The organism is Arthrobacter zhaoguopingii (genome assembly GCF_009828605.1).
Lineage (GTDB): Bacteria > Actinomycetota > Actinomycetes > Actinomycetales > Micrococcaceae > Arthrobacter_D > Arthrobacter_D zhaoguopingii.
The window spans coordinates 29,458-53,315 of the sequence record NZ_WIAE01000006.1 but is presented as its reverse complement, the minus strand read 5'-3'; the positions used below and the strand labels follow the sequence as shown (position 1 = coordinate 53,315).

General features: G+C 66.0%; 21 protein-coding genes. 4 read left to right on the top strand and 17 right to left on the bottom strand.

The annotated features are described in order from the left end of the window. Window positions 1-114 precede the first annotated feature (114 nt). Both dapC and fdxA read right to left on the bottom strand, forming a co-directional pair. A complete protein-coding gene (gene dapC / locus GVV77_RS09845) occupies window positions 115-1,269 on the bottom strand; it encodes a succinyldiaminopimelate transaminase (protein WP_159617947.1) in 1,155 nt (384 codons plus the stop codon). Then, on the bottom strand, window positions 1,266-1,592 hold the full coding sequence (gene fdxA / locus GVV77_RS09840) for a ferredoxin (RefSeq protein WP_159617946.1): 327 nt from the start codon (window positions 1,590-1,592) through the stop codon (window positions 1,266-1,268). Before fdxA ends, dapC begins: the two co-directional genes overlap by 4 nt. 220 nt (window positions 1,593-1,812) lie before the next feature. On the opposite strand from fdxA, the gene GVV77_RS09835 reads away from it, so the two are divergent. Continuing rightward, the gene (locus GVV77_RS09835) at window positions 1,813-2,043 is read left to right on the top strand and encodes a putative acetyltransferase (RefSeq protein ID WP_159617945.1); all 231 of its coding nucleotides are present in this window, start codon (window positions 1,813-1,815) and stop codon (window positions 2,041-2,043) included. Between the two features lie 51 nt (window positions 2,044-2,094). On the opposite strand, the gene GVV77_RS09830 is transcribed toward GVV77_RS09835, so the two are convergent. Continuing rightward, window positions 2,095-2,733 carry a hypothetical protein gene (locus GVV77_RS09830; RefSeq protein ID WP_159617944.1) on the bottom strand — a complete coding sequence of 213 codons (639 nt, stop codon included), beginning with the start codon at window positions 2,731-2,733 and terminating at the stop codon, window positions 2,095-2,097. A 185-nt stretch (window positions 2,734-2,918) separates the two neighbouring features. Here GVV77_RS09830 and GVV77_RS09825 point away from each other — a divergent pair, with 185 nt between their 5' ends. Beyond that, window positions 2,919-3,413: a helix-turn-helix domain-containing protein gene (locus tag GVV77_RS09825; RefSeq protein ID WP_159617943.1), complete on the top strand. Its 495-nt coding sequence runs from the start codon at window positions 2,919-2,921 to the stop codon at window positions 3,411-3,413. On the opposite strand, the gene GVV77_RS09820 is transcribed toward GVV77_RS09825, so the two are convergent. From GVV77_RS09820 to GVV77_RS09790, 7 genes are all read right to left on the bottom strand, one after another. After that, window positions 3,410-3,913, bottom strand: coding sequence for a hypothetical protein (locus GVV77_RS09820; RefSeq protein WP_159617942.1), 504 nt, complete (start codon window positions 3,911-3,913; stop codon window positions 3,410-3,412). The two genes, GVV77_RS09825 and GVV77_RS09820, sit on opposite strands and share 4 nt — an antisense overlap. A gap of 19 nt (window positions 3,914-3,932) precedes the next feature. Further along, on the bottom strand, window positions 3,933-5,849 hold the full coding sequence (typA, locus tag GVV77_RS09815) for a translational GTPase TypA (RefSeq protein WP_159617941.1): 1,917 nt from the start codon (window positions 5,847-5,849) through the stop codon (window positions 3,933-3,935). Window positions 5,850-6,059: 210 nt separating this feature from the next. Beyond that, a complete protein-coding gene (locus tag GVV77_RS09810; RefSeq protein WP_159617940.1) occupies window positions 6,060-7,781 on the bottom strand; it encodes an ABC transporter ATP-binding protein in 1,722 nt (573 codons plus the stop codon). Next, on the bottom strand, window positions 7,778-8,770 hold the full coding sequence (locus GVV77_RS09805) for an ABC transporter permease (RefSeq protein ID WP_159617939.1): 993 nt from the start codon (window positions 8,768-8,770) through the stop codon (window positions 7,778-7,780). The genes GVV77_RS09810 and GVV77_RS09805 overlap by 4 nt, the downstream gene beginning before the upstream one ends. Then, entirely contained in the window at window positions 8,763-9,689 is a 927-nt protein-coding gene (locus GVV77_RS09800; RefSeq protein ID WP_120164991.1) for an ABC transporter permease, read from the bottom strand. Before GVV77_RS09800 ends, GVV77_RS09805 begins: the two co-directional genes overlap by 8 nt. Window positions 9,690-9,822: 133 nt before the next feature. After that, window positions 9,823-11,466, bottom strand: a complete 1,644-nt coding sequence (locus tag GVV77_RS09795; protein ID WP_159617938.1) for a peptide ABC transporter substrate-binding protein — start codon at window positions 11,464-11,466, stop codon at window positions 9,823-9,825. 351 nt (window positions 11,467-11,817) lie between these two features. Then, a complete protein-coding gene (locus GVV77_RS09790; RefSeq protein ID WP_159617937.1) occupies window positions 11,818-13,629 on the bottom strand; it encodes an ABC transporter ATP-binding protein in 1,812 nt (603 codons plus the stop codon). Between the two features lie 95 nt (window positions 13,630-13,724). Here GVV77_RS09790 and GVV77_RS09785 point away from each other — a divergent pair, with 95 nt between their 5' ends. After that, on the top strand, window positions 13,725-14,354 hold the full coding sequence (locus tag GVV77_RS09785) for a PH domain-containing protein (RefSeq protein WP_159617936.1): 630 nt from the start codon (window positions 13,725-13,727) through the stop codon (window positions 14,352-14,354). 11 nt (window positions 14,355-14,365) lie between these two features. On the opposite strand, the gene GVV77_RS09780 is transcribed toward GVV77_RS09785, so the two are convergent. The 7 genes from GVV77_RS09780 to GVV77_RS09750 form a co-directional block, all read right to left on the bottom strand. Further along, window positions 14,366-15,400: an ABC transporter permease gene (locus GVV77_RS09780; protein WP_159617935.1), complete on the bottom strand. Its 1,035-nt coding sequence runs from the start codon at window positions 15,398-15,400 to the stop codon at window positions 14,366-14,368. Next, window positions 15,397-16,938 (bottom strand): ABC transporter permease, encoded by a 1,542-nt coding sequence (locus GVV77_RS09775; protein WP_159617934.1) that lies wholly within the window; start codon window positions 16,936-16,938, stop codon window positions 15,397-15,399. Before GVV77_RS09775 ends, GVV77_RS09780 begins: the two co-directional genes overlap by 4 nt. 184 nt (window positions 16,939-17,122) lie before the next feature. Beyond that, window positions 17,123-18,916, bottom strand: a complete 1,794-nt coding sequence (locus GVV77_RS09770; RefSeq protein WP_159617933.1) for an ABC transporter family substrate-binding protein — start codon at window positions 18,914-18,916, stop codon at window positions 17,123-17,125. A 596-nt stretch (window positions 18,917-19,512) separates the two neighbouring features. Then, entirely contained in the window at window positions 19,513-19,704 is a 192-nt protein-coding gene (locus GVV77_RS09765; RefSeq protein WP_159617932.1) for a hypothetical protein, read from the bottom strand. Between the two features lie 151 nt (window positions 19,705-19,855). Next, complete coding sequence (locus GVV77_RS09760; protein ID WP_159617931.1) at window positions 19,856-20,059, bottom strand: hypothetical protein; 204 nt, start codon at window positions 20,057-20,059, stop codon at window positions 19,856-19,858. A 325-nt stretch (window positions 20,060-20,384) separates the two neighbouring features. Continuing rightward, a complete protein-coding gene (locus GVV77_RS09755) occupies window positions 20,385-21,992 on the bottom strand; it encodes a cryptochrome/photolyase family protein (RefSeq protein ID WP_159617930.1) in 1,608 nt (535 codons plus the stop codon). 121 nt (window positions 21,993-22,113) lie between these two features. Next, entirely contained in the window at window positions 22,114-22,722 is a 609-nt protein-coding gene (locus GVV77_RS09750) for a TetR/AcrR family transcriptional regulator (RefSeq protein WP_159617929.1), read from the bottom strand. A gap of 157 nt (window positions 22,723-22,879) precedes the next feature. Here GVV77_RS09750 and GVV77_RS09745 point away from each other — a divergent pair, with 157 nt between their 5' ends. Beyond that, a complete protein-coding gene (locus GVV77_RS09745) occupies window positions 22,880-23,824 on the top strand; it encodes an alpha/beta hydrolase family protein (protein ID WP_159617928.1) in 945 nt (314 codons plus the stop codon). Window positions 23,825-23,858: the final 34 nt, after the last annotated feature.

The window sequence follows — 23,858 nt, the reverse complement described above, 5'->3', positions numbered from 1 at the left end:
AGGAGGGAAAAATCCACACCGCGTTGGCTTATTCAGTCTGAAACGGTACCGGTATGACCGCCCTCTGCACTAATCCTCCATCGCGTGGTGTGACGGTGGCAACAGGGGCCGGCTTTACAATGCGCCGTGGAGCCTCTCCACGGCGGCGTCGATCCGCTCGTCCGTGCCGGTGAGCGCCACCCGCACGAATCCATGGCCCGCCTCCCCGTAGAAGGTGCCCGGGCCGACGACGATACCCCGCTCGGCGAACCGGGTGAGCGCCTCCCAGGTGTCTGTTCCGTCGCTGGCCCACAGGTACAGGCCTGCCTCTGAGCCGGACACTGTGAAGCCGAAGGATTCGAGCGCCGGCAGGAGCCGGGCCCGGCGGGAGCGGTAGAGGTCCTTCTGCTGCTGGACGTGCGCGTCGTCGGCCAGTGCGGTCCGCATCGCCTCCTGCACCGGGAACGGGACGATCATGCCGGCGTGCTTGCGCGAGTTGATGAGATTGGCCAAAATCTTGCCGTCACCGGCCACGAAGGCCGCCCGGTAACCGGCGAGGTTCGACTGCTTGGACAGCGAGTACACGGCGAGCAGCAGGTCATTGCTGCCCCCGGAGACACGCGGGTCAAGGACGCTCGGCACGGGCTGCCCGCCCCGGGCGCTGTCCCAGTCGCCCCAGCCAAGTTCGGCGTAGCACTCATCGGAGGCGGTGACGGCGCCCAGGGAGCGGGCGTCGTCGACAATGTCCTTCAGCCCCTCGACGGGCAGCACCGATCCGGTGGGATTGCCCGGGCTGTTCACCCAGACCAGCCGGACCCGGCGGCGGACCTCCGCAGGCAGAACGGCGAGCGAATCCGCGGCCACAGGCGTGGCTCCGGCGAGCAGCGCCCCGACGTCATAGGTCGGGTACGCCACCGTAGGCCGCACGACGACGTCGCCCGGGCCCAGCCCAAGCAGGGTCGGCAGCCACGCGACGAGCTCCTTCGAACCGACGGTCGGCATAATGTCAGCCGGGTCCAGGCCGGGAACACCGCGCCGCCGTTTGAACCAGGCGCTGATCGCCTCCCGCAGCGCCGCCGTTCCGTGGGTGGTGGGGTATCCCGGGGCATCCGCAGCACCGGCGAGGGCGGTGCGGATCAGCTCGGGCGTCGGATCGACCGGGGTGCCGATGGAGAGGTTAACCACACCTCCGGGATGCGTCGACGCCGTCTGGATATAGGGGGCCAGGGCCTCCCACGGGTAGTCGGGAAGGCTCAGCCCAAAGGCGCGCGTCTGCCCCCCAGCGGTCATGCGGGCTGGTTCTGCGGAGGGAGCGCGGCGATGATCGGGTGGTCCGTGCCGGTGTTCCCGACCTTGGCGGCACCGCCCGGGGAACCGAGGTCGTCGAAGAACTCGACGTTGGCCTTGTAGTACTCGGCCCACTGCTCCGGGGTGTCGTCCTCGTAGTAGATGGCCTCGACCGGGCACACCGGCTCGCACGCGCCGCAGTCGACGCACTCGTCCGGGTGGATGTAGAGGGAGCGTTCACCTTCGTAAATACAGTCCACCGGGCATTCTTCAATGCAGGCCTTGTCCTTGACATCCACGCATGGCTGCGCGATTACGTAGGTCACTTCCCACGCCTTTCCTCGAGACTGTTTACTGCGGGCACACCCTTGGTGCTCCCTCCAGCTTACCCAGTCCGGGGCGACCGGGAGTGCCCGGCTCCGGCAGGCGGACCGCTCCCCCGGAGTGCCCGCCGCCTGCGCTCCTTCACCTGCGGCTCCCCGCTCCTCCTTGTTCGCCTCCCCTGCTGCGGCCCCCGGAGCCGGCCGGTCCGGATACGCTGAAGGAATGACAGCTCCGGCCCGCCTGCTCCAGTCCCTCCCGCAGGGAACCCGGGTGGTTGTCCGGTACCGGATCGGCGCGCAGCTGACCGACGCCCTGGGTGATCTGATCGCGCTCGACGACTATTCGTGCACCGTCCGCACCCGGCGCGGCGACGCCGTCGTGCCCCTGAGCGACGTCACCGCCGCGAAACCTGTTCCGCCTGCGCCTCCCCGGAGGGCAGCCCGTCCGCGCTGACCATCCCACGGCGGCCCTGGATTAGGTGAAGATTGCGGGCGCGGGCGCCGGTCAGGCCTGTCCGCGATGGCGGCGGCGGGCAAGCAGGCCAACCACCGCGCCGGCCCCGAGCACGCCCGCACCCAGCACGCCCACGCCGCGACCGGTGGCCGGGTCCGTGCCGCCGCTGGCCGGCACCCCGGTATCGGCGCCTCCCACCGGTACCTGCTCGATCTGCGGGCCCGGGAAAATGCCGAATCTCTGGACGTAGTTGATGAAGCAGGGATAACGGCCATCGGGGAAAACAATACTTCCGGGATTCTCCGCGCACAGATCGATCCCCTCCGCTGTGATCACACCGCCCGGAACGATGGTTACAGCATTCGGGTCGACCATGGTGGCCTGGTCAAAGGAAACCAAGCTCGGCGAGTTGATCGGATATCTCGCACCTGGGGTGGCTTCCCAACCGATGAAACAAGGGTAGGTCCCGTTGGGAAAGACGATGCTTTCTGGTTTCGTAGCGCAGAGATTCGTTCCATCAGCGCTCAGCAGGCCGCCATCAGCGAAAACGACGGCGGCGGGGTCGACGACGGTCGCCTGATCGAATGGAACGAAATCCACCGGTTCCGGCGCGGCCAGCGCACTCGTTGACGCACCTACGAGTACAACTGCTGCCAGCGCGCCTCCGGCCATAATGTTTGTGAGATTCACTTCGGGTCCCCCTCTGATGCAGTCCACCGTGGACGGCAACGCGGCCAGTGAACCAGTCGATGGTGCTGATTGCTAGGGCAACGGCATCCCGCGGATGCCCTGTGATCTGATCGAGATGTAGAGGGGAAGAGGGGCCGCATTGGTATTCACCAATGGCTGGCCCGAGCTACCGTATGATTTCCCTCATGCACACTGACGAGGATATTCAGGCGCGGGCCCGCGCCCTGAGTTCGCCCCTCCGCCTGCGGATCCTGCGCCTCTGCCTGCACAAGGCCCGGACGAATAAGGAGATCGCGGGCATCCTCAAGGTGAACCCGGCCACCGCGCTGCACCATGTGCGCACGCTCCTGGCCACGGGATTCCTGCGCGCCGAGGAACCCCGGACCGGCAACCGGGGCGCACGTGAGATCCCGTACCGGGCGACGGGCTTGTCCTGGGGGACCCAGCTGCCCAATGCGGCGCCGGTGCTGGTTGAGACCTTCCTCCAGGAGATCGAGGGACTTGCCCCGTCGGAGATCGATGTGTGGCGGCTCGGAATCCGCCTGAACCCGGAGAACCGGGCGGAGATGATGGGCCGCCTGCGTGAGATCTTCGAAGAGTACGCCGCCCGCGGAGCCGATCCCGACGGTACGGCGACCTCGATCCTGCTCGCCCACCACCTGGACCGCGCAGCGGACTAGTTCCCGGTCGGACCGGTTCCACCGGGGCGATGCCCGCGCAGCGCCGCGCCGCACGCCGCGATCCCGACGATAGTGGCCGCCGCCAGTCCGAACATCCAGATGTTCCCCGCCAGGACAGCGGCCGGTTTCGGGCCCGGTCCCTCGATCCCGGTCAGGATCAGGGTTTCAGCACTCAGTGAGACCAGCGCGACGATTAGATACGCCGTTCCGCCGCTGAGCGCTGCGATGAGAATGCTTCGGGCCCAAAGCCCGCACCAGGTGATGACGCTTCCGGCCAGGACCAGGGCGGCGGCCGCCCCCAAGGGCAGCGCCAGCTCACCGACCCTCAGCACCTGCGCGTGGAGCGCGGTCCCGAGCAGCGCCGCCAGCATCCCCCCAAGCAGCGCGCCGGCCACTGCCCGCCACCGCGCCGGCGCCGGGCCGGAGGGTCCGGCGGGGTTAAACGCCGGACGCCGGCCCCTCCGCGGAACGGAAGGACCGGCGTCGACGTCGTAGGGCATGATCCGGCAGGACCCTTACCTAGGCGCGGGCACGCGAGCGGGAGGCACGCATGCGCTCGTTGGCATCGAGGATCACCTTGCGGATGCGGATGGCCTCGGGGGTCACCTCGACGCACTCGTCCTCGCGGGCGAACTCGAGGGACTCCTCAAGGGTGAGGTTGCGCGGCGGGGTGAGGTTCTCGAAGGTGTCCGAGGAAGCCGCACGCATGTTGGTGAGCTTCTTCTCCTTAGTGATGTTGACCTCCATGTCGTCGGCGCGGGAGTTCTCGCCGACGATCATGCCCTCGTAAACCTCGGAGGTGGGCTGCACGAAGAACGAGCCGCGCTCCTGCAGGTTGATCATGGCGAAGGGGGTAACGACGCCGGCGCGGTCGGCGATCATCGAACCGTTGGTGCGGTACTCGATGTCGCCGGCCCAGGGCTCGTAGCCCTCGGAGATCGACGCCGCGATGCCGGCACCGCGGGTGTCGGTCAGGAAGCGGGTGCGGAAGCCGATGAGGCCGCGGGCCGGAACGATGAATTCCATCCGGACCCAGCCGGTGCCGTGGTTGGCCATGTTGGTCATGCGCCCCTTGCGGGCGGCCATGAGCTGGGTGACGCCGCCGAGGTATTCCTCGGGCACGTCGATGGTCATGTGCTCCATCGGCTCGTGGATCTTGCCGTCAATGGTCTTGGTGACAACCTGCGGCTTGCCGACGGTGAGCTCGAAGCCCTCGCGGCGCATCTGCTCGACCAGGATGGCGAGGGCGAGCTCGCCGCGGCCCTGGACCTCCCACGCGTCGGGGCGCGCGGTGGGCAGGACACGCAGGGACACGTTGCCGATGAGCTCCTTGTCGAGGCGGTCCTTGACCTGGCGGGCGGTGACCTTGGCGCCCTTGACCTTGCCGGCCAGCGGCGAGGTGTTGATACCGATGGTCACGGAGATGGCGGGGTCGTCGACGGTGATCAACGGCAGCGGCTGCGGGTTGTCGACATCGGTGAGGGTCTCGCCGATGGTGATGCCCTCGATGCCGGCGACGGCGACGATCTCGCCGGGTCCTGCGGAGTCGGTCGGCACGCGGTCCAGCGCCTTGGTGGCCAGGAGCTCGGTGATCTTGACGGTCTTCAGCTCGCCGTTCTGGCGGGCCCAGGCGACCTGCTGGCCCTTGCGGAGGGTTCCGTTGAAGATGCGCAGCAGGGCGAGGCGGCCCAGGAAGGGCGAGGCGTCAAGGTTGGTGACGTGAGCCTGGAGGACGCCGTCCGGGTTGTACCGGGGGGCGGGGATGTGCTCGATGATCGTCTGGAACAGCGGCTCCAGGTTGTCGTTCGAGGGGGTGGTGCCGTCGGCGGGCTGCTCGAGCGAGGCGGCTCCGGCGCGCGCAGCGGCGTAGACGACGGGCACGTTGAGGATCGAGTCGAGGTCAAGGTCGGGGACCTCGTCGGCGAGGTCGGAGGCCAGGCCCAGCAGCAGGTCCATCGACTCGCTGACGACCTCCTCGATGCGGGAGTCGGGGCGGTCGGTCTTGTTGACCAGCAGGATCACGGGGAGCTTGGCCGCGAGGGCCTTGCGCAGCACGAAGCGGGTCTGGGGCAGCGGGCCCTCGGACGCGTCGACGAGCAGGACGACGCCGTCGACCATTGAGAGGCCGCGCTCGACCTCGCCGCCGAAGTCGGCGTGGCCGGGGGTGTCGATGACGTTGATGGTGATCGTCTCGCCCTTGGCGGACGGGCCGTCGTAGAACACCGTGGTGTTCTTCGCGAGGATGGTGATCCCCTTTTCGCGCTCGAGGTCGCCGGAGTCCATGACGCGGTCGGCGACGTCGCCGTGGGCGGCGAAGGAGTTGGTCTGCTTCAGCATGGCATCGACCAGCGTGGTTTTTCCGTGGTCAACGTGGGCCACGATGGCTACGTTGCGGAGATCGCTGCGGACAGCGGTGTTGCCTGTGGTTTCAGACATGCTTAATGACTCAATTCAGTATCTAAAGCGGGGAAATGTCGGCGGCAGCAATGCGCGCCCTGCGTCAAGTCTACGGGTTTGACAAAACCAGACCTAATGCGCGGGCCTCCGCGGGGGCCCTCCAACGACGAACGACGCCGGCGCTGCCCCGCATTCGGGGAGCACCGGCGTCGTTTCGGCCCTGAGCGAAGCGCCGTCAGATCAGCACCGTCACGCTGCTTCCGGAGGAAGCACCAGGCCAGCACCCGGGATCGCCGCGAGCAGCGACTGGGTGTAGGCGGTCTGCGGGCTGTCGAAGACCTCGTCGGTGGAGCCCTGCTCAACCAGCTTGCCCTTCTCCATCACGGCCACGTGGTCCGCGATCTGCCGCACGACCGCGAGGTCGTGGGTGATGAAGAGGTAGCTCAGGCCCAGCTCGGCCTGAAGGTCGGCGAGCAGATTCAGGATCTGCGCCTGCACCAGCACGTCGAGCGCCGAGACGGCCTCGTCGCAGATGACGACCTCGGGATCGAGGGCCAGGGCCCGGGCGATGGCCACGCGCTGGCGCTGCCCGCCCGAGAGCTCATTGGGGAAGCGCTGCATCATCGAGGACGGCAGTGCCACCTGGTCGAGGAGCTCGCGCACCTTCTTCTCGCGGCTCTTGGCGTTGCCGATCCCGTGCACCCGAAGGGGTTCCTCGATGGTGCGGTAGATGTTGTACATCGGGTCGAGCGAACCGTAGGGGTCCTGGAAGATCGGCTGAACCCGGCGGCGGAAGTTGAACAGTTCCTTCCGGCCCAGGGTGGTGATGTCCACCCCGTCGAACCGGATGTCCCCCGCCGTCGCCGTCTCCAGGCCCAGCACCATGCGGGCGACCGTTGACTTACCGGAGCCGGACTCCCCCACCACCGCGGTGGTGGTGCCGCGGGCGATCGAGAACGACACATTGTCGACCGCCGTGAAGTCGGTCGACTTGCCCCAGCTGCCGCGGATCTTGAAGACCTTGGTGAGATCCTTGACCTCGATCACCTTGTCCTTGGAGTCAGCCTTCTCGGCCGACGGCGCGAGCACGTCGTCCGTTGCAACGCCGAGCTTCTTGGCCGATTCGATGCGCCGGGAGGCGATCGAGGGTGCCGAGGCAACCAGCTTCTGGGTGTACGGATGGCGCGGGTTGGTCAGCAGCTCAAGAGCGGGACCGGCCTCGACGACCTGGCCCTTGTACATGACGATGACTTTGTGCGCGCGCTCGGCTGCGAGGCCGAGGTCGTGGGTGATCAGCAGCACCGCAGTGCCCAGTTCATCGGTCATCCGGTCGAGATGATCGAGGATCTGGCGCTGCACCGTCACGTCCAGGGCTGACGTGGGCTCGTCGGCGATCAGCAGGCGCGGCCGGCACGAGAGCCCGATGGCGATGAGCGCGCGCTGGCGCATACCGCCGGAGAATTCGTGCGGGTACTGGTTGGCGCGCGACTCAGCGTCGGGAAGGCCGGCTTCGGACAGTACCTTCGCCACATCCTGCGTGGAGTACGGCAGGCCGTTGGCCCGCAGGGTCTCCTTGACCTGGAAACCGATCTTCCAGACCGGGTTCAGGTTCGACATCGGGTCCTGGGGGACCATGCCGATCGAGGAGCCGCGGAGTTCGACGATGCGCTTTTCGCTGGCGTTGGTGATGTCCTCGCCGTCGAAAAGAATCGATCCGCCCGAGACCCTCCCGTTGCCGGGCAGCAGCCCGATCGCGGCGAGGGCCGTGGTGGACTTGCCGGAACCGGACTCTCCCACGATGGCCACGGTCTCGCCGGGCATCACGGTCAGGTGCGCGTTGCGCACCGCCGGGACCTCCCCGTTCGCGGTGTCGAACGTGATCGCCAGGTCCCTCAGTTCGAGCAGGGGCCGCACCTCGGACGGTGCGGTCCGGACCTCGGTGATGCCGTCGTTTCCAAGAGTTGAGCTCATCGCTTGCGCGCCTTCGGATCGAGAGCGTCACGCAGGGCATCGCCCAGCATGATGAAGCTCAGAACGGTCAAGGACAGGGCCAGGCCCGGCCAGAAGATGGCACTGGGGTTGGACCTCAGTGACGACTTCGCGGAGAAGATGTCATTGCCCCAGGACATGACGTCCGGCGGCAGCCCGATGCCCAGGAAGGACAGGGTGGACTCGGCCACGATGAACGTGCCCAGGGAGATGGTCGCAATGACGATGACCGGGGCCAGGGCGTTGGGGATGACGTGCTTGACCAGCGCCGACATCGGGGAAACGCCCAGGGAGCGGGCCGCCATGACGAAGTCCGCGTTGCGGACCTCGATGACGGCGGCGCGGGTTATGCGCGCGATCTGCGGCCACCCGAAGGAAACCAGGATCACCACGAGCGTCCAGACGTTGCGGTTCTGCTGGAAGAAGGGCAGCTGCACGACGACGATGGCGCCGAGGATCAGCGGCAGGGCGAAGAAGATGTCGCCGACGCGGGCCAGGATCGCGTCGACCCAGCCGCCGAAGAATCCGGCGAGGGCGCCGATCAGGCCGCCGATGACCAGCACGCCGAGAGTGGCGAACAGCCCAACGGTGAGGGAGGACTGGGTGCCGTGCACGACGCGCGAGAGGATGTCGCAGCCCTGCTGGGTGAAGCCGAGCGGGTGCCCCGGTGCGGGGCCGCCGTCGGAGTTGGCCAGCAGGCAATTCGAGTTCGGCGGCTCGTTCGTGAACAGTCCGGGGAACAGCGCCACGACGAGGATCGCCAGGATGAGGACCGCGCTGATCAGGAACAGCGGCTGCCGGCGCAGGCTGCGCCAGGCCTCACGCCACAGGCTCGAGGGAGCGCCCTCGGCGGTGGCACTGTCGGTCGCCCGGACAGGGGTTTCCTCAATATCGGCGACATAGTGCTCGATCGGGTAGGCGGAGGTCTTCACCCTTCCCGCCGTCTTCAGGTTGTTCTCAAGCTCAGGCATATCGAATCCTTGGGTCAAGCCACGCGTACAGGAGGTCCACCAGCAGGTTCGCGAGGCAGAAGATGAGGATCAGGAAGGTGACGATCGAAACGACAGTCGGCCCGTCCCCGTTCAGGACGGCGCGGTACAGCGTGAGGCCGACACCGTTGACGTTGAAGATTCCTTCGGTGACGATGGCCCCGCCCATGAGGGTCCCGAGGTCGGCGCCCAGGAAGGTGACAACGGGGATCATCGAGTTGCGCAGGATGTGCACGACGACCACACGCTTGCGGCTGAGCCCCTTGGCGGTGGCGGTGCGGACGTAGTCGGCCTTGACGTTCTCAAGGATGCTGGTGCGCGTCAGGCGCAGCACATAGGCGAAGGACACGAGACCCAGCACGACGGCCGGCAGGATCAGCTCGGAGACGGTGGCGTCGCCGCTGACGGTCGGGTTGGTCCACCCAAGCTTGACGCCGATCAGGAACTGCATCAGGAAGCCGAGGACGAAGATCGGCACGGCGATGACGACGAGGGAGAGCACCAGGACGGTGGAGTCGAACAGCTTGCCCTTGCGCAGGCCCGCGATGAGGCCGAAGACGATGCCGAAGATGGCCTCGAAGATGAGGGCCATGACGGCGAGCTTGGCGGTGGTCGGGAAGACCTCGGCGATGATGACGGCGATGGGGCGGCCGGAGAAGTTGGTGCCCAGATCGAAGGTCAGGACGCCCTTGAGGTAGAGCAGGTACTGGATCCAGAACGGCTCGTCCAGGTTGTACTGCTCGCGCAGCGCGGTGACGACGGCGGGGGTACATCCGCGCTCACCACAGATGGCCGCGGTTGCGTCACCGGGAAGGCTGAAGACCAGGAAATAGACGAGGAGCGTAGCTCCGAGGAAGACCGGAATCAGCTGCAGGAAGCGCCGGGAAACATACCAGGTCATTAGTGCGCACCTCCCGGCGCGTCAGGCGTTCGGACGGAACGCTCTTGGGGGTTGCTCATTTTGGGTTGGAACCTTTTCGTTGGATCACGGAAAATGGGGGCCCGCCAGAGGCAGGCCCCCATTCCGTGTCGGATTACTTGCCGGTGATGGCGTGGTACAGAGGTACGCCGTTCCAGCCGAATTCAACATTGTCCACGTTGTTGCTCCAGCCGCCCTGGGCGACCTGGTACCACAGCGGGATGGCCGGAAGGTCCTCGAGGAGGGTCTCCTGTGCCTCGTTCATTGCCTTGTTGCCCTCTTCGACGGACTCCGCAGCAAGCCCTTCCTTCAGGGCCTTGTCGAACTCCTCATTGGTGTACACGGAGTCGTTGGATCCGGCGCCGGTGGCGTAGATCGGTCCGAGGAAGTTGTACAGCGAGGGGTAGTCGGCCTGCCAGCCCGACCGGATGGCGCCGGTGAGCGTCTGCTCGGTCGCCTCGGTGCGGGCTTCCTTGAAGGTGGCGTACGGCTTGCCGGTGATCTCGATACCCAGGGTGTTCTTGACGCTGTTGACCAGCGCCTCAACCCAGGTCTTGTGATCGCCCTTGTCGGCGTTGTAACCGATGGTCAGGGGCTCGGAGGCGTCGTAAGGCTCAAGCTTCTCGGCCTCGGCCCACAGTTCCTTGGCCTTTTCCGGGTTGTACTCAAGGTTTTCGCTGCCGGGCAGGTCTTCCTCGAAGCCGGGGAGGACCGGAGCGGTGAATTCCTTGGCGGGCTCGCGGCCGCCGTTGAAGATCACCTCGGTGATCTCGTCACGGTTGATCGCCATCGACAGGGCCTGGCGGCGCAGCTTGCCTGCCTCGCCGTCCCAGTTCTTCAGGTAGTACGGGACGGCGATGGTCTGGTTGCCGGCGTACGGGGACTCGATCGAGCGCTCACCAAGGTCGTTCTTGAAGTTCTTGATGTCCGACGTCGGGATGGTCTTCAGCACATCCAGGTTGTCCGAGATCAGGTCCTGGTAGGCCGTCGTGTCGTTCTGGTAGATCTTGAAGGTGATGCCGCCGTTCTTGGGCTCCTGCGGACCTTCGTAATCCTCGTTCGGCACGAGCTCGATCTGTTCGTTGTGCTTCCAGGCACCTTCGGCGGCGAACTTGTACGGGCCGTTGCCGACCGGGTTCTCGCCGAACGCCTTGGGGTCCTTCAGGGCGTCGGCGGGCAGCGGGTAGAACGCGCTGTAGCCGAGGCGCTGGGGCCAGTCCGATTCGGGCTGCGACAGGGCGACGGTGAAGGTCTTATCGTCGACAACCTTCAGGCCGCTCATCTCAGTGACGGTGGAGCCTTCGGCGCTGGCCTCGGCGTATCCTTCGATGCTCTCGAAGAAGTAGCTGCTCAGCTGGGCGTTCTTTGCTGCGGCGCCGTAGTTCCACGCGTCAACGAAGGAGCTGGCCGTGACCGGATCGCCATTGGTAAAGGTCATGCCCTCCTTCAGGGTGATCGTGTAGTTCTGGGCATCCTCGGTCTCGATGGACTCGGCGACCTCGTTCTGCACCTTGCCATCGGCGTCGTAGCTGACGAGCCCGGCGAAGATGAGGTCGAGGACTGCTCCGCCGCCGACTTCGTTGGTGCTGGTCGGGATCAGCGGGTTCTGGGGTTCAGAGCCGTCGACCACGATGACGGCATCGGTGTTGCCGCTGGTAGCTGCTTCGTCGGTGCTTCCGCCGCCGCCGCCGCATGCGCTCAGCGCGAAGACAGCAACCGCTGCCACGCTGAGAATTCTGGAATTGCGCGTGAAACGCATTCCGCCTCCTAGTTGTTAGGTTTCCCCCGGCGCTGTTACGGCCGGGGCTGTTGGACTCGAATGGTACGCATGAGCCAACTCACACCGGGAAATCATATGCCCCACGGGTTTGCCCCAAGAAACGCAGGCACGGCGGCAGCGGGCGAAAACTTTCAGCGAAGACTCAGGAAACGGGCGGTGAACGGGCGCTGCCGCAGGTGAGGGGGACAGCGGCCGAAAAAGTCACGATTTGGTAACGTCCACGCCTCGATCGGCCCGCGGCGGCTTTTCGGTACAACGGTGTATCCGCCGCCACAGCCGGGACGGCACTCCGCCGGCTGACGGCGGAGCACCGCCGAGCGGTCGGTTTGCCTACTCCGCTGCCAGCAGCTGGGCGCGCAGTTCGCGCCGCTCGCGCTGCTTCTGCGGGTCCGGAAGGGGGACGGCGGCAAGCAGCCGCTGGGTGTAGGGATTTTGGGGGCTGCGCAGGATCTGATCGCGGGTCCCCTGTTCCACGATCCGGCCGCGCTGCATCACGCAGATGTGGTCCGCGAGGACGTCGACCACCGCGAGGTCATGGGTGACAAACAGGCAGGCGAAGCCGAGTTCGCGCTGCAGGTTCTGGAACAGTTCGAGCACCCGGGCCTGGACCGAGACATCCAGGGCCGAGGTCGGCTCGTCGGCGACCATGAGCTTCGGGCGCAGCGAGAGCGCCCGCGCGATGCCGACCCGCTGCTTCTGCCCGCCGGAGAGCTCATGCGGGTAGCGGTTACGGTAGCTCCGCGGCAGCTCGACCTGGTCGAGGAGTGCCTCGATGCGTTTCTGCAGTTCCGCACCCTTGGCCTCGCCGGCCAGGTACATCGGTTCGCCGATGCTCTCGCCGATCGGCAGCCGCGGGTTCAAGGACGACGACGGGTCCTGGAAGACCATGCCGACGTGGCGGCGGACCGCGGCCAGCTCCTTGGAGGCGGGCCGGAAGCCGGAGATATCGGTCCCCACGACGGATAGCGTCCCCTCGGCCACCGGAAGCAGGCCGACCGCCGCCCGGCCGATGGTGGTCTTGCCCGAGCCCGACTCCCCCACCAGGCCGATGACCTGGCCGGGATAGACAACGAGGTTCGCCCCCTCCACGGCACGGAACGCAGGCACCCTGCCCTGCTTGGGGTATTCGATCGCGACGTTCTTGAGTTCGAGGACCGGGTCCGCCTGGGGTGCCGACTCCTCGTGAAGGCCGGCCAGGACCTCCCGCTCGCGCCGTTCCAGTTCTTCGTGGTCGACGCCGACCAGCTCCGAGTGGGTCGCGGCGGCCAGTGCCGCCGTGATGTCGACGTCGTCCTGCCCTGCCCCCTGGCCGAGGTGCGGCACCGCCGCCAGCAGTGCCTGCGTGTACTCGTGCTGCGGGCTGCCGAAGATCTGATCAGCTGTCCCAGTCTCGACAATCTCGCCCTTGCGCATGACCGCGATGCGGTCGGCAAGGTCGGCCACGACGCCCATGTCGTGGGTGATAAGGACAATGGCGCTGTCCAGTTTGGTGCGCAGATTACGCATCAGGTCGAGGATTTCCGCCTGCACCGTCACGTCGAGCGCCGTCGTGGGCTCGTCGGCGATCAGCAGCTTCGGATCGCAGGAGAGGGACTGGGCAATCATGGCACGCTGGCGCTGCCCGCCGGAGAGCTGGTGCGGGTAGGACCGGAACGCCTTGTCCGGGTCGGGAAGCTCGACCATGTCCAGCAGGGCCAGGGCCCGCTGCTTCGCCGCGTCCGGGGACATCTCGATGTGGAGGCGGAGGGTTTCGACGATCTGGAAGCCCACGGTGTACACGGGGTTGAGTGCCGTCATCGGCTCCTGGAAGATCACGGCCACCTCGCTCCCGCGCACCTCGCGCAGCTGCGCCGGCGACATGGTGAGGACCGACTTGCCGTTGAGCAGCACCTCGCCGGTGACCCGGCTGTTCGAGGGCAGCAGTCCGAGGAGGGACATAGAGCTTGCGCTTTTTCCCGAACCGGACTCGCCCACGATTGCCAGGACCTCGCCTGCGTTGACGTAGTAGTTCAGGTCGATCGCGGCCGGCACCCATTTCTTGTCGACGCCGAAGTCGACGCTGAGGTTGCGCACCTCCAGCACCGGCCCGCGCGGGTCCCGTGGGTCGTTTCCATCGGGACTGCCAATAACGTCGCTGGTCATGATGCGCTGTCCTTCCGCCCGGCACCCGGGAGTGGTATATCCGCCGTGGAATCTCCGGTTGACCCACCAGAGGAAAATGCTGGAATCATAGAGCGATGAGCAGCGCCACGGGCGGTCCCGTCACCACAGTGTTCCGACCGCGCACCAGCAAGGCCTTCACGGCGGTGGCCTTCGCGCTGACCGCGGTGGGCCTGGTGTCCGTGGTGGTGTCGGAGGGGGTCTCCGGACTGCTGGCGGGCTGGCCGCTCGCCGTCTTCGCCTTCGCGGCGTGGTGGCTGTTCTGGTACCCGTCCGTCGAGGTGGATCCGGACGCCGTGACCCTGCGGAACCCGCTGACCACCGTCTCGGTGCCGTGGGCCGCGCTGGTGCACGTCGATACCAAGTTCGCGCTGAAGCTCGTCACGCCCCGCGGCTCCTACACGGCCTGGGCCGCGCCCGCCCCCGGAGTCTGGGGCACCCACGCCGGAAAGCCCGAGCATCTGGCCAACCTTCCGGGAAACAGTTACGGGCCGGGGCGTTCCGTGCGCCCGGGCGACCTCACGCACACCGACTCCGGCTACGCCGCGTTCCTTGTCCGCAGCCGGTGGGAGAAATTCATCGGCAGCGGTTCCCTCGACGTCGACCTCACCGACTCGGCGGTGGTGGCCAGGAGTGTGAACTGGCTGCCGATCGGCGTGGCAGCGGCGCTCGTGGCGGCGTCCATTGCTTCTTTCGCCCTGGCCTGAGCCACTGCCCCTCACGCGCGCACCGGTCGATCCGCTTCCTTCGCCTTGCGCGCGTTGAACTTCTTCTGGCGCGGGTCGAAGGCGTCGCGGAGGCCGTCACCGATGAAGTTGATCGTCAGGCAGATGAGCACAATGAAGATGCCCGGGAACCAGAAGAGCCACGGGCGGGTCTGGAAGGCCTCCTGGTTCTGGCTGATGATCAGGCCCAGGGAGACGTCCGGTGCCTGCACGCCGAAGCCGATGAAGCTCAGGCCGGTCTCGAGCAGGATGGCCGCCGACATCAGCAGCGTGGTGTTGACGATGATGACGCCGACCGCGTTGGGCAGGATGTGTTTGAAGATGATGCGGGCGTTGGAGGCGCCGGCGATCTTGGCGGCATCGACGAACTCCCGCTCGCGCAGGGAGAGGAACTCGCCGCGGACCAGCCGGGCCATGCCGGTCCAGGCGAGCAGTCCGAGGACCACGCCGAGGAAGAAGACGGCCGAGCCGGGGCCGAGGGCCTGCCCCACGGTCCGGCCGAGGACCGCGGCGAGGACGATCAGCGGGATGATGATGACGATGTCCGTGATGCGCATCAGGACGGCCTCGGTCATGCCGCGGAAGTAGCCGGAGCAGGCACCGACCACGACGCCGACGATGCCCGAGATCGCTCCGATGAGGAGCATGATGATGATCGAATTCTGCGCCCCGCGCATGGTCAGGGCGAAGTAGTCGCGCCCGATCGAGTCCTGGCCGAAGGGGTGGTCGCCCCAGCTGAAGGGCCCGGTGACCGTGGGCGCTCCCCCGTCGATCACCGGCAGGAACTGCGTGTGGTTGTACTTCCACCAGCCGGGGATACCGGCGAAGCCCAGCGAGGTGAAGGCCAGGAGGAAGATGATGGCGAAGACCACGAGGCTGATGATGGCGGCCGAGTTGTCGAAGAAGCGCCGCCGGACGATCTGGCCCTGCGACATCCCCTTCGTCTCGGGGTCGGCAACGGGCCCCACTTCACGCGGAGAGGGGCCTACTTCTCCCCGGGGTGTCTCCGAGGAATCCTGGATGGTCATGCTTTCACCCTTACGCGTGGATCAAGGACCGAATAGACAAGGTCGGCTATGAGGTTGAAGACGAGTGCCAGAATCCCGACCACGAGGAAGAAGCCCATGATGGGGTTCGGGTCCGTCCGGTGCAGGGCCTGCACGAACAGTTGGCCCATTCCGGAGAAGGCAAACACCTGCTCGGTGATGACGGCGCCGCCGATCAGTGCGCCGATGTCGAAGGCGACAAGGGTGGCCAGGGGGATCAGTGCGTTCCGGAAGGCGTGGCGCATGACGACGGTCCGCTCGGACAGACCCTTGGCCCGGGCCGTCCGGATGTAGTCCATGTTCATGATCTCGAGCATCGAAGCCCGTGAGTACCGGCTGTAGCTTGCGAGGGAGGCGAGCAGCAGTGCCAGGGTGGGAAGGAGGAGGTGGGTGAAGTTATCGATTCCCTGGATCCAGAAGTCCCCTTCAAGGCCCGGAGTCGAAGCACCGATCGTGGCGATCGGCCTGCCGCGCACCCGGGAGTTCGAGACGTAGGACGGCCAGGTCACCATGAACCGGTCGAGGACGATCAGTCCCGCCATGAGGAGCCCGGTCAGTGCGGCGGTGCGCATGCTCTGAGCCCGGTCGTAACCGCCGAGCAGGAACCCCACGCCCATGCCCACGCCGATCGTGACCACGGCAAGGAGCAGCAAGAGCCAGATCGTTGCCCCGCCCAGGAAAGGGTTGACGACGTAGTACGCCACCAGGCCGAGGGCCACCATTATCAGGGCCGAGTAGAGGGCCTTGCGGTTCTTCAGCCCGGCGGTCAGCAGGGTGATGCCGTAGGCCGCCGCCACTCCGAACACGAGGATGACGATCGGACCCAGGCCGGGGCGCGTGAACCAGTCGATGAGGTTGAGGAGGTAGAGGAGCCCTCCCGCGGCCACCGCACCGATTAGGAACGCGACCGCCTTTCGTTTGAGGGTGCCGCCGGCGAGGATCGTGAAGATCACTCCGCTGATCAGGGCCACGACCAGGAGGTTCGACAGGGGTATGTCCGGGTCGGTCAGGAAGTTATTGAATCCGATCGCGCCGAATTCCTTGAGCAGTACTGCCAGCCAGAAGATCGGCAGTGAGAAGAAGAGGAAGGACATGAAGGTCACGCCGTAGTCGAGCCCGCTGTACTGGCGCAGGGCGGAGATGATGCCGAGGGAAATCCCGATGATGATGGCCAGCACGGTGGCTGCCGTCACAAGCATGATCGTGTTGCCCACGGCCCGGGTGAGCGCATCGGTGACGGCTTCACCCTGGATGCTGCGCCCGAGGTCGCAGTTGCCTACGAAGGGCACCACGCACTGCACCGCGCCGGACAGCCAGCCGAAGTAGCGAAGCGGAGCCGGGGTGTTCAGGTCAAGCAGTTCAGAGCGGGCCTGGATGAGCTGTTCCCGGTTGGGGGCATTGCTGGCGCGCAGGTCCTCGAGGGGATCACCGGAGGCCGCCGTCAGCAGATAGACGATGAACGAGGCGCCAAACAGGATTAGGACCGCTGTTGCTAGTCGCCGAACGATGTAGGTCACCATGCTTGCGAGGCCTCATGTCTGGTTGCGGGTTTGCTGTGACTCTGGTCGCATTCTAATCCACCCCCTCCGGGGCGGCCCGCACGTGACACGGCGGACACCGCCGCGGAACGCAGGAAGGTGCCGGAACCTAGATGGACAGGGTCCCGGCACCTCCCGTGGTGCGGTTAGAACTGCACTGGTGGTGCTACTGGACGACTTCCCAGTCCCAGAAGTTCCACCAGATACCGGTCTGGTTCGGCATGTATTCCATGCCCGCGACCTGGTCGGTGTGAGCGTTCAGGCCGGGCAGCTGGAACAGCGGCAGCCCGTACTTGGAGTCCCAGATCAGCTTGTCGATCTGGACCTGCAGGTCCTCCTGGGCGGCCGGATCCGTCTCGCGGATCAGCTCGTCCATCAGCTTGTCAGCCTCAGGGTCCGAGAAACCGTTGAAGTTCGAGCCTGCATCGCTCTTGAAGATCTGCGGCACACCGGCAACGCCGACGCCCGAGTTGATCCAGCCGAAGATGGTCGCATCGTAGGTTCCGTTGCCCAGGGCGGCGCCCCAGTCGGAGGCGCCCAGGCCGCCGTCGACGACCTTGAACCCTGCCTGCGAGGCGGACTCCGCGATCAGGGTGTAGGCGTCGAGACGGTTGGGGTTGTCACGGTTGTACATGATGCGCACCTCGGGGGTTGCACCGGCAAGAAGCTCGCGTGCACCCTCGATGTCGGCTTCCGCGTACTCCTCGGACCCGTTGTTCTCGCGTGCTTCCTCGTAGCGCTCCTGGTCGGCGAGATACAGCTGGGAATCCAGCGGAGCGGCCTCGGGGTTCAGCTTCTTAATGATCGTGTCGACGATCTGCTGGCGCGGCACCGTCTTCATGAAGGCCTCGCGCACGTTCTCCTCGGCGAAGACGCCGGAGAAGTTGAGGTCGAGGTGGTCGTAGGACAGCTCGTTGCCGCGGAGGACCTCTATGCCCTCGAGACCCTCGAGCTGCTCTGCGGTGTCGGCGGATGCCTGCGGCGCGATGATGTCGACCTCGCCGTTCTGCAGCGCCTGCACCTGGGCCGGAGCCTCACCGATGTAGCGGATGGTGACCTCGTCGATCTTCGGCTCGGGGCCCCAGTTGTAGTCCTCGTTGCGCACCAGGGTCATGCTCTGGTCCGGGGTCATGTCCGAGACGATGAAGGGGCCGTTCGACAGGAAGAGCGAGGTGTCGGTGGGCAGGGACTTGGTGTCGAAGCCGGTGTTCCAGAAGTCGGCAACGGCCTGCAGCTCAGGGCGCTCCACTGGCTTCTCGGGATCGCCCTCGGGGGCGGTCTGGATGAGCTCGATGAGCGCGTCCTCGTCGGCGAGGCCCGCCTTCTCCGCAACGACGTGGGCCGGCATGCCGATGCCGCCCTCGGTCATGGTGCCGAACGCCGTCTCGTAGTCGGAGTAGGGCTCGGAGTAGTTGAGGGTGATGGAGCGTCCGTCGTCGCTGATCTCCGGAACGTCGGTCAGCCCGAGTCCGCTGGTGTCGCCTGCGTAGTCGAAGTAGCTCGAGCCGGAGGTCACCTCGCCGGCCTCGTCGGTGGTGGCGTCGTTGAAGTGCCCGGACTGGACAGCCCAGGCCAGCAACATGTCGCCGGCGTCGACGGGCTCCCCGTCGGACCAGGCCACCTCTTCGTTCACCGTGTACTTGACGCTGAGCGGGTCCTCGGAGACCACTTCGTAGGTGCCGAAGTCCTCGTTGGGGACCACCTCAAGGTCGTTGTTGATGTAGTTGAAGCCGGAATGGGTGAGGTAGGCGACGGTGCCGTTGATGTCCACGTTCCCCTCGGCGGTGCCGGAGTTGAACGAACTGAAAGCATTGACCTCAACTACCCGGATCTCGCCGCCGGTTGCTTCGCCCTCGGCGCCCTCATCGGTTTCAGTACCGGTGTTGGCGGCGCAGGCGCTAAGTGCGAGCGCAGCTGCCGCCGCGACCCCCACAGCTTTGGAAGTACGTCCGAAACGCATTCCGCCTCCTATTTCTTGGTGTGGAATCAGCCCCATCTGATGTTGCATGACGACCCGCGAGCCCTAAAGGTGGCGCGCCTCACATGTCCAGAAGCCTAGTGGCGGAGTGTTACCAGACGGTCTCGAATCCCTCAGCAGGAATAGGTTGTTACCGAGATGCAATCAAAGCCGGCCTCGCGGCGTCGTACGGCACGCTAGGCCGGATTGTCATATCAATTCCCCTGGCCGCCAGCCCGCATTGTCCATCCGGGATGTGGAGGCTAGTGTGGTCTGCGGCCGCCATATAGGTCTCGCAACGCTCATGGCGGTGGTGTTAAGGCCCGTCCGGTAGGGGTACCGGACGGGCCCACAACCGCTGCCCCCGGCTGAAGCGACGCCGCGAGCGGTTCCCCCGATGACCCGCCTATGGCGCAGCACCCTCCGGACCTGAGAAAGCCCCCAGCCAGTCTCGCTTGGCCAGGGGCTTCGCAGCAGTTGATTGCCGCCTCAGGCAGGTGCCGACCGGAATCGTGGGGGATATTCTGTCGACAACCTAGCCATCAGCTAGCTTCCCTTCTTCTGCCGCACTAGTCAATTCGCCCTACGGCTTGTCACTGTTACTCGCCAGTGGGGGCAACAACCTCGACCGTTGCGAATCTCTTGCCGGCTTCGCTGAATGGCATCGCGACGACCATGAATCCGTAGGTGCCCGGGGCGAGGTCGGCCCCGAGGGTGATTGGCATCGAGTAGTGGCCGTTTGCATCCGCATAAACCACCGGCTCATCCAGAAGATTGGCATCCGTATGCATCGGACCGAAACCCACGAAGATCTCTGCTCCGGGGGTGTAACCGTCACCAACGATGTTCCAAGTCGTTCCCGCTTCCCGTTCGACCCTGACGGCGTCCCATTCCGGAACGGGCGTCAGGTCAGGATAGGACGCTGGGGCCGGCTGCGGCGCCTCAGGAGACGGAGCGGGTGGTTCCACGGTGGGCGCGGGCACCGCGGCGGGCGTCGGCGCTGGGGTGGGAGTCGGCGCCGGGGTGGGCGTCGGAGTGGGAGTCGGAGTGGGAGTCGGGGTCGGCGCCTGGGTGGTGGCCTCCGGCGAGGAGCTCGCCGACGGGTTCTGCGCTTGACCGGACGCAGTCGATTCGGGAGTTGCACACCCGGCGAGCAGAAGGGCTGTGATGGACAGGGCGAGGATTGGTCGCTTTTTCACTGAGGTGCTTTCGTCTTGAAGGGTGGCTCCTCTAAGTTGAGGCCCTCGAAGCACCGCAGTGGGCCGCAGGGGATTCGACTCAGTGGAAACCGGGACAGGGGGTGCTTCGGGCCCCTGTTTCTGCGTGCGTGGCCACCCCCGGCTGCCCCCACAGTCCGGACGGTGAGATGGACTCTACAACCGGGGAATGCCGTGCGCTGCCAGCATTTCATTACGGTCGTGCAACGCTTTGAGGAGCTGCGCTGCACGAATTCGCGGGGAACACACCACATTCACGGTTCACGAGCCGTATCGCGCGCCGGCGTCGTTTTCAGCAGTGCTGTCTCGTGTGCCCCGTCGAGGAACACCCGGGCGCGGCGTCGGTGGTCGTTCAAGGTATCCGGGTCCATGTTCTCAAGCAGGGAGACGATCATCCGCATGCGCGGGTTCCCTTTCAGAACTGCGTGGTGATCCTCGATGAACGTCCAATACAAGCCATCCCAGTCGGCCGTCCACTGCCCCGTGGGGAGGTCTGACATCTTCCGCAGGTAATTGCTGCCGGAGACATAGGGTTTTGTCGTGATTTCCTCGCCCGCAGCGAACTGGCTCATGGCATAGACATTGGGGACCATCACCCAGTCGTACGCGTCGATGAACAGCTCCATGAACCACTCGTATACCTGATCGGGGTGGATCCGCAGCAGGGACATTGCGTTGCCGAGCACCATCAGCCGCTCGATGTGGTGCGCGTACCCGGTGGCGAGTACCCGGGAAATGACCATGTCCACGGGCGCCAGTCCGGTGCGCGCATCCCACCACCCGTCCCCGAGTGCGTTCTGGTGCCCGAGGTGGTTCGAAGTACGCATCTGCCGGCCGCTGGTCCGGTGAGTGGCCCGCATGTATTCACGCCACCCGATCACCTGCCGCACGAACCCCTCCAGTGAGGCGAGTGGGGTATCGGCATCGGCTCCCTCGAGTACCGCCCGCACGACGTCCCGCGGGTCCAGCAGTCCGATGTTCAGCGCTGCCGTCAGCAGACCGTGGGCGATGAACGGATGCGCAGTGGAGATCGCATCCTCGTAGGGTCCGAACTCCTTCAATCGTTCGCTGACGAACTCCTGCAGGTGCCGGCGCGCTTCGTCGCCGCTGGTGGGCCAGGCGAACAGGTGGGGGTCCCCCGGAGCGTTCGGGAACTCGGCACTCACCCAGGCGATCGCGAGGTCCACCGCGGGATGCATCCGGTCACCAGCCCCGTCCCCCATCAGCGCCTCAATATCGAGGGTCCCTTCTGACCGGAGGACGGGATGGCGCGCAAAACGGCCCACCACGTGAGGGCTATAACCGCGCGGAAGCTTCTTTCGGTTTTCGGCATCGAAGGACCACCTCCCGCCGAGGGGTTCCCCGTCGTCGAGCAGAATGCCGAGTCGACGGCGCTGCCACACATAGAAGTCCTGCATCCGGGAGTCATTGTGTGCGAACCAGTCATCGATCCGCCTCCGGTCGGTGAGGAAGTTCGGTGTCTCGAACACGTCGTCCCGGCGCATCCGGTAGCCGCCGTCGGCGAGCGCTGCGAACAGGTCCCGCTCGAGCCAGTCATCGACCACGTCGAACCAGGTCACCTGCACCGGGTTCCGCTTCCGGACCAGCCCGGCGAGCTGATCGGAGGAGCTATGGCCGGCATCGCTTGCAAGGACGACGACCTCGTAGCCGTGCCCGCTCAGGCGGCGGGCAAAGCGGGCCATCGACGCACGGTGCAGCACCAGCTTGTGGGAATGGAACGCGTACTGACGGAAGAGAAGATCATGCTCGATGAGCACAAACACCGTGCCATCTGCAGCTTCAAGGTGCTGGTCGAAGAGCTGGTGCGGCAGGACGAGGCGCAGACGCGGGCCGGAGTTCATGGCCTAAGGATAGGCGGGCCCGGGCCCGCAGTGCGGAGAGGTGAATGCCTCCTCGTCTGTCCTCCTCCTGGGCCTGCGCTGGGCGCCTACGAGCCGGCGGGGTCCTGCCTTCCGGTTCCCTTTAATCGTCGGTCGGCGGCAGAGCGGGTCGAGCGATCCCCCTGATGAGCAGTTTGACCAGCCGGTCGGCGTCGTACCGCGGATCCTTGCCGGCGCCGGCGCATAGATTGCCGACCCCGCGCATAAGTTCATAGGCGCTTATGTCCGGGTCGATCTCCCCTGCTGCCACGGCGGCTCGGAGCAGATGCGCGCACACCGGCACCAGCCGGTCGACGAAGTAGGTGTGCAGGGCGTCAAAGCCGTCCCTGTCGTTTTGCAGAGCTGCGGCCAGGCCGTGCTTGGTGACGAGGAATTCGACGAAAAGGTCAATCCACCGGCCGAGCGCCGAATGAGGGGATTCGGTAGCGGCCAGCAGGGCCGGACCGGCCTCGGCACACGCCTCCACCTGGTGCCGGTACACGGCGATGATGAGGTCCGCGCGGGTCGGGAAGTGACGATAGATCGTGCCGACCCCTACCCCGGCCTTGCCTGCTATTTCGCGTACCGGCGCGTCAACGCCGGAGGCGACAAAGACAGCAGCGGCAGCGGCAAGGAGCACCTGTTCATTGCGTAAGGAATCCGCACGTTTCCGCTGAATCCCCTGCCCTGCCTGCCCGGCGTCCAGACTCATATCCCTGATCCTCTTTTGTCCACGTTGCTAAACGGAACAGCGTTCCGTATAGTCAAACGGAGCAACGTTCCTTTTAGTAAGTATGTCAGACCGGATAGCTCACCTACAGGCGGCGTCCGGGCGACACATCATCCCCTCCCGACGGAAAGCCCGTGGCATGACAGATCTTCTCTCCTCGCATGCAGACCCGGCCGACGGTGCTCCGGTTCCGGTCATGTCTGTCAGCCCGGTGGTGCTGCCGGTCCGCGGCCGCGGTGACGACCTCCGGGTGCGGGTCTCCGCTCCGGTGACCGGGCGCGGGCTGCCCGTGATCGTCTTCTCCCACGGCAATGGTTCGTCTATGAGGGACTACGGCCCTCTGGTCGATCATTGGGCAGCGCACGGCTTCACCGTCATCCAGCCAACCCACCTCGACTCGCGGATGCTGAACCTCCACCCTCAGGACCCACGGTTCTCCGAGAGATGGCGCTTCCGCGTGAACGACCTCCAACAGATCCTTGACCAGCTCGACTCCATCGAAGCTGCCGTGCCGGGCCTGGCCGGGCGCCTGGACCACCGCCGGATCGCCGCGGCCGGCCACTCCTGGGGCGGCCACACAGTCGGCCAGCTGCTCGGTGCGCGGGTCATGGGGCCGGACGGCGGGCCGGGAGCGGACCTGTCCGACCCTCGGATCACGGCTGGCGTGCTGCTGGCCGCCCCCGGGAGGGGCGGCGCTGATCTGACGGAGTTCGCCGCAGCGAATTACCCCTTCCTGAACCAAAGCTTCACCGACATGACCGCCCCCGCCCTCGTCATCGCGGGAGATAGGGACCGCACCCCCCTCAGCGTCCGGGGCGCGGACTGGTGCGCGGATCCCTACCATCTCAGTCCGGGCAAAAAGAGCCTGCTGACCGTCTTCGGGGCAGAACACTCGCTGGGAGGAATTCCCGGCTACGGAGCTGCGGAGACCACCGACGAGAATCCGACCCGGGTCGCCTTCATCCAGCACGCCACCTCCTCCTACCTGCGCAGCGCGCTGTCTCCCACCGATCCGAGCTGGCGCGAGAGCGTCACCGCGCTTGACGAGAACCCGGCTCCGCTCGGCCGCATCGACAGCAAATAGCTCCTCACAACCCAACCCCACCCAGATCGAAAAG